General features: G+C 68.5%; 5 protein-coding genes. All 5 read right to left on the reverse strand.

Translation table 11 applies throughout. The features are described from left to right. The coding region (locus tag KBA32_RS16280) for a DHA2 family efflux MFS transporter permease subunit (protein ID WP_294361232.1) at window positions 1-1,507 on the reverse strand (1,507 nt) is incomplete at its 3' end. Further along, window positions 1,507-2,709 carry an HlyD family efflux transporter periplasmic adaptor subunit gene (locus tag KBA32_RS16285; protein WP_294361234.1) on the reverse strand — a complete coding sequence of 401 codons (1,203 nt, stop codon included), beginning with the start codon at window positions 2,707-2,709 and terminating at the stop codon, window positions 1,507-1,509. The genes KBA32_RS16285 and KBA32_RS16280, both read right to left, overlap by 1 nt. A gap of 1 nt (window position 2,710) precedes the next feature. Further along, window positions 2,711-4,168 (reverse strand): efflux transporter outer membrane subunit, encoded by a 1,458-nt coding sequence (locus KBA32_RS16290; protein WP_294361236.1) that lies wholly within the window; start codon window positions 4,166-4,168, stop codon window positions 2,711-2,713. 19 nt (window positions 4,169-4,187) lie between these two features. Continuing rightward, complete coding sequence (locus tag KBA32_RS16295) at window positions 4,188-4,655, reverse strand: MarR family winged helix-turn-helix transcriptional regulator (RefSeq protein ID WP_294361238.1); 468 nt, start codon at window positions 4,653-4,655, stop codon at window positions 4,188-4,190. Window positions 4,656-4,825: 170 nt separating this feature from the next. Continuing rightward, on the reverse strand, window positions 4,826-5,536 hold a 711-nt coding region (locus KBA32_RS16300; protein WP_294361239.1), incomplete at its 5' end, for a response regulator.

The following is a 5,536-nucleotide window of genomic DNA, read 5'->3' on the forward strand; positions in this document are numbered from 1 at the left end:
CCTTGTGGAACGGCGCCTTGGCCAGCCACAGTACGAGGATCAGGCCGAGGAAAAGGTAGCCGAGTCCGTGGCAGATTTCATTGAACGAGATCTGGTAGGCCTGCTGCGTGATCATGCGGTCGAGCAGCGCGGCGGCGCGTTGCGCGTCGCCCTGGCCGAGCTGCTGCACGGCGGCCTGTGTCGTCGGGCTGTACGGCGAGATGGCCTCGGTCAGATGCGCGTGATGAATCACGGCACGATGGCTCCACAGATAGGTCGTGAACGAGGCGGAGAAGCTGCCGCCGAGCGTACGCAGGAAGGTCGCGAGCCCCGAGCCGGCGGCGATTTCGTGGCCTTCGAGGTCCGAGAGCAGGATGGTCAGCACGGGCATGAAGAAGAAGGCGATGCCGAGTCCCTGGAAGAGCTGCACCCAGGCGACGCGCGCGAAGTCGATGTCGGCGGTGAAGCCCGCTCGGTAGAAGCTGGCCAGGCCCATGACCAGGAAGGCCGTCGAGGCGAGCATGCGCATGTCGAACCTGGCCGCGTACTTGCCGACGAAGGGCGTGAGCAATACCGGCAAGAGGCCGATGGGCGCCGAGGCGAGTCCCGACCAGACGGCGGTGTAGTGCAGCTGCGTCTGCAGCCACTGCGGCACGAGCAGGCCGATCGAGAAGAAGCCGCCGTAGGCGAGCATCAGGGTCAGCGTTCCGGCGCTGAAGTTGCGATGGCGAAAGAGCTTGAGGTTGACGATCGGTTCCTTGTCGGTCAGTTCCCAGATCAGGAAGATCGCCAGCGCAATCGCCGAGACGATCGCCGTGGCGACGATGAAGTTCGAGTTGAACCAGTCTTCCTCGTTGCCTTTGTCGAGCACGAGCTGCAGCGCGCCGACGCCGATGACGAGCGTGATCAGGCCGACGTAGTCCATGCGCGGCTTTTCCAGCACGGCCGGCTTATGCCGCATCAGGCGCCAGACGGTGAACGAGGAGAAGACGCCGATCGGCACGTTGATGAAGAAGATCCACGGCCACGAGTAATTGTCCGTGATCCAGCCGCCGAGGATGGGGCCGGCGATCGGCGCGACGACCGTCACCGTCGCCAGCAGGGCGAGCGCCTGCGAGCGTTTCGTCGGTGGGTAGATCGAGATGAGCAGGGCCTGCGTGATCGGGTACATCGGCCCGGCGACGAAACCCTGCAGGGCGCGGAAGCCGACCAGGCTGCCCATGCTGAAGGCAACGCCGCAGAGAAACGAAGCGATGGTGAATAGCAGCGTCGCGAAGACGAACAGGCGCACCTCGCCGAAGCGCCGCGTCAGCCAGCCGGTGAGCGGCAGCGCGATGGCGTTGGAGACGGCAAAGGCCGTAATCACCCAGGTGCTCTGATCCGTGCTCACGCCGAGGTTGCCGGCGATGGTCGGCAGCGAGACGTTGGCGATCGTCGTGTCGAGCACCTGCATGAAGGTGGCGAGCGCGAGCGCCGTCGTGCACAGCCCGAGGTTGGCGGGCTGGAACTGAGCCGGTGCTGCCTTCATCAGCCGCGCTTCCCGTTCGGCGTGGCGGCGAGTCGTGCCTTGACGCCGGCATTTTCGTCGATGACGCGAGCGATCATCTGCTCGGCTTCGTCGAGCTGGCCGGCGTAGACGTCGGTCGAGAACAGCGGCTGCTCGCTGTTCGTCTGCGCCAGTGCCGGGCCGGACTGGTCGTGCATATCGACCTCGGCGTGCATCGAGAGGCCGATCTTCAGCGGATGCTCGGCCAGTTCCTTGGCGTCGAGCGCGATGCGGACCGGCACGCGCTGCACGATCTTGATCCAGTTGCCGGTGGCGTTCTGTGCCGGCAGCAGCGAGAAGGCGCTCCCGGTGCCCACGCCCAGCCCGTCGACCTTGCCGTGGTAGGTGACGTCGGAACCGTAGAGGTCGGCGTGCAGCGTGACCGGCTGGCCGATGCGCATGTGGCGCAGCTGCGTCTCCTTGAAGTTGGCATCGACCCAGATCTGATCGAGCGGGACGACGGCCATCAACGGCGCGCCGGCCTGTACGCGCTGGCCGATCTGCACGGTGCGTTGCGCGACGTGGCCCGATACCGGGGCCAGCAAGTGCGCGCGTGAATAGTCGAGATAGGCGCGGCGCAGCGCGGCGGCCGTCGCCTTGACGTCGGGATGCGTCAGCAGCGCCGTGTTGTCGACCATCGCGTGGCTGCTCGCCAGCTGTTGCCCGGAGGCGGCGAGCGAGCTCTCGGCGGCGGCCAGCGCTTCGCGGGCGTGTGCGAGTTCCTCGGCCGGGATGGCGCCGGTTGCCGCCAATCCCTTGCGTCGTTCGAAGTCGGCGCGGGCGCGCTCGGCCATGGCGCGGCGCGAGTCGACCTCGGCCTGCAGGCTGCCGACGTTGGCATAAAGGCCGCGCACCTGGCGCACCGTGCGCGCGAGGTTGGCCTCGGCCTGTTCGAGCGTGACGCGGGCGTCGCTGGCGTCAAGATCGGCGAGCACCTGGCCGGCCTTCACCAAGCCGTTGTTGTCGGCGTGAATGGCGACCACCGTGCCGGCGGTTTGCGCCGAGATCTGGACGATATTGCCGTTGGCGTACGCGTCTTCGGTGTTCTCGCTCCAGCGTGCGACGAGGTAGTAGTAGGTGGCCGATCCGGCCGCGGCGAGCGCGAGGCCGACGCCGAGTCCGGCCAGCCATTGCTTGCGGCGTACGTTGGAGGGTTTTGCGTCAGCGGGGTGTTGTTGGCTCATTTCAGTTTTCCTTTGCGGTTGCGCGGGTGTCGGTCGCTGCGGCAGAGAGCGACACCGGCGTTTCCGCCCGGTAGCCGCCGCCGAGCGCGCGAACGAGATTGATCGAGGCGGCGACGCGCTGGTTCTCGATGTCCGCCAGCCGCTCTTCGGCCTGGTGCAGCGCCTGCTGCAGGACGAGCACTTCGAGATAGCCGCCGACGCCGTTGCGGTAACGCTGCGTCGAGAGTTCCCACGCCTGTTGCGCGCTTGCGCGCGAGCGCTGCTGCGCCGCCCTTTGCGTTTCGAGCGAACGCAGGTGGCTGAGGCTGTCCGCCACCTCGTTGAAGGCGCCGATCAGCGTCTTGTTGTACTGGGCGATGGCGAGGTCGTAGTCGGCGTCGCGCCCGGCGAGGTTGGAACGCAGGCGGCCGCCGTCGAAGATCGGCAGCGAGATGGCCGGCGTGACGAGGCCGAAGCGGCTCGTCGAGTCGAAGAGGTCGGCGCCCTTGAGCGACATCACGCCGAACACGGCGGTCAGGTTGATGTTCGGGAAGAATTGCGCCTTCGCCGCGTCGATGCCGCGCCGGGCCGCTTCCACGCGCCAGCGCGCGGCGACGATGTCGGGTCGGCGCCCGACCAGTTCGGCCGGCAGGTCTTCCGGCACGGCGAGCTCGGCGACGTTGAGCGCCTGCGGACGTTCGATCGTCAGGCCGCGATCCGGTCCCTGGCCGAGCAGCGCCGCGAGTTGCGTGCGCACCGACTCGATGCGCTGCGCCGTCTGCGCCTGCTTCTGCTCGGCACCGGCCTGCGTCGACTCGGCCTGGCGCAGCAGGGCGACGCTGTCGATGCCGGCCTGCACGCGCTGGCGCGTCAGGTCGAGCAGCTTCTGCGCGCGGTCGAGGTCGGCGAGCGCGATGTCGTGCGCCGCGAAGGCATACTCGAGGTCGGCGTACGTTTGTGCGACGCGCGTCGACAGCGTCAGGCGCGCCGCTTCGCCGTCGACCTCGGCCGCGCGCTGCTGGCCGAGCGCGGCTTCCCAGGCCGCGCGCTGGCCACCCCACAGGTCGAAGACGTAGCCGGCGGTGAGGTTCGCCTGCTTCGCCGACGTGTAGCCGGCGAACGGCTTGGGGAAGTCGTCGGGGAAGGGCGTGCCGGGGAAGCTCGCCTTGGCATCGAGCGTCGGGTAGCGCGCCGCCTCGGCCGATCCGGCCTGCGCCGTCGCCAGGCGCACGCGCGCGCCGGCGGCGGCGAGGTCCGGGTTGTCGCGCAGCGCTTCGCCGATCAGCGTGTCGAGCGCGCCGTCGCCGAGCGTGCGCCACCAGTCGCTGTTCGGCCACGGCGCCGGTTGCACGCCGGCGAGGCTGGCGCGCGCCGCGATGTCCTGTTCCGGACGCAGCCGGCCTTGCGGAGCGAGGCCGTTGAGGTCGGCACAGCCGCCGAGCAGGATCGCGCTGGCCAGCCAGAGCGGTGTCATCTTCATTAATTGCCTCGGCATGTGATTATTGATCCAGGGTCGTGCGCACGCGCCGGAGCAGCGCCATCAGCGTCGTCTTCTCGTCGTCGGCGAGATCGCTCAGGGCAAACGCGGTCAGTTGTTCGGAGATCGCGCGCAGCGGGCGGGACAGCGCGCGGCCGGCGTCGGTGAGCGAAATCTCGACCGAGCGACGGTCTTCGGCGCACGCGTGGCGGCGCAGGAATCCGCGTTCCTGCATCTTGTCGAGCAGGCGGGTGAGGGCGCCGGCATCGTGCTCCAGGCGGCGCGCCAGCTCGGAGGCGCTGATGTGCGGCACGTTCGAGAGCATTTTTAGCACGCGGTACTGCGTGAAGTTGAGCCCGAGATCCTGGTCCGCCAGCGCGTGTTCGAGGTACTTGATCATGCCCTGGCGGAGGAAATGCAGGAGTAGACCGAAATTGTTGTCGTTGTCGCCACAGCAGGCGGGAAGCGGCTCGTTCGGCGGGTTGGCCATCGATTTTCCTTTCGGTGAAGTCGTGGGGGCTGAACTATATTTGCCGGAGCAAAGATTGTCAAGGCAAGTAATTGGGGTGCCGTACGCCGCAGTGACGCAGGGCGGGGTAGTGCAACTCGGCGAGCCCGGGTGCGGACGGTCGAGCGGCGCGCGCAACTGCGCGCGGGCAATCACGCTCGACGGGTTGTGGGTGTGGGGCTGGTCGCTGCGCTGTCGGATGCGGCCGGCCGGGTGCGCAGGAGCGCGAGTGCCGCGTCGCAATCGCGCACCAGTGCGCGTGTGAGTTCGGGCACGTGCGCGTGGTCATCGCCTTTGAGCGCGTTGCCCAGCGCGTCGGCGGACGCTCTGATGGCGACGAGGCCGAGGTTGCCGGCTTCGCCCTTCAGGTCGTGCGCCTCCAGGTAAAGGTCGTCGAAGTTGCCGTCCGCGTCGAGTTGCGCAAGACGTCGCGCGATGTCGCGGCGACGCTCGCCAAAGAACGCAAGCAGGCGGCGATAGAGCGCGATGTTGCCGCGCACGCGCGCCAGCGCGTCGCGCAGGGCCACGCCCGGCAGGGCGCGTTCGAGCGCGGCGATGTCGTCGTCGCGCACTGTCGCTTGCGCCGGCGCCGCAGGGGGCGTGTCGCGGGGCGTCCGGATCCAGCGCGCCAGCGTCACGGCGAGTTCGCGCGGGTCGATCGGCTTGGCGATGTGGTCGTTCATGCCGGCCGCGGCGCTGGCGCTGCGGTCCTGCGCCATGGCGGCGGCGGTCATCGCGATGATCGGCACATCGCGGCCCGCCGGCAGCGCGCGGATGCGCCGCGTCGCTTCAAGGCCGTCCATCGCCGGCATGTGCAGATCCATCAGCACGGCGTCGAACTCATGCCGCCGCATCGCGTTCAG

It is taken from the genome of Propionivibrio sp. (genome assembly GCF_017995515.1).
Taxonomy (GTDB): domain Bacteria; phylum Pseudomonadota; class Gammaproteobacteria; order Burkholderiales; family Rhodocyclaceae; genus Propionivibrio.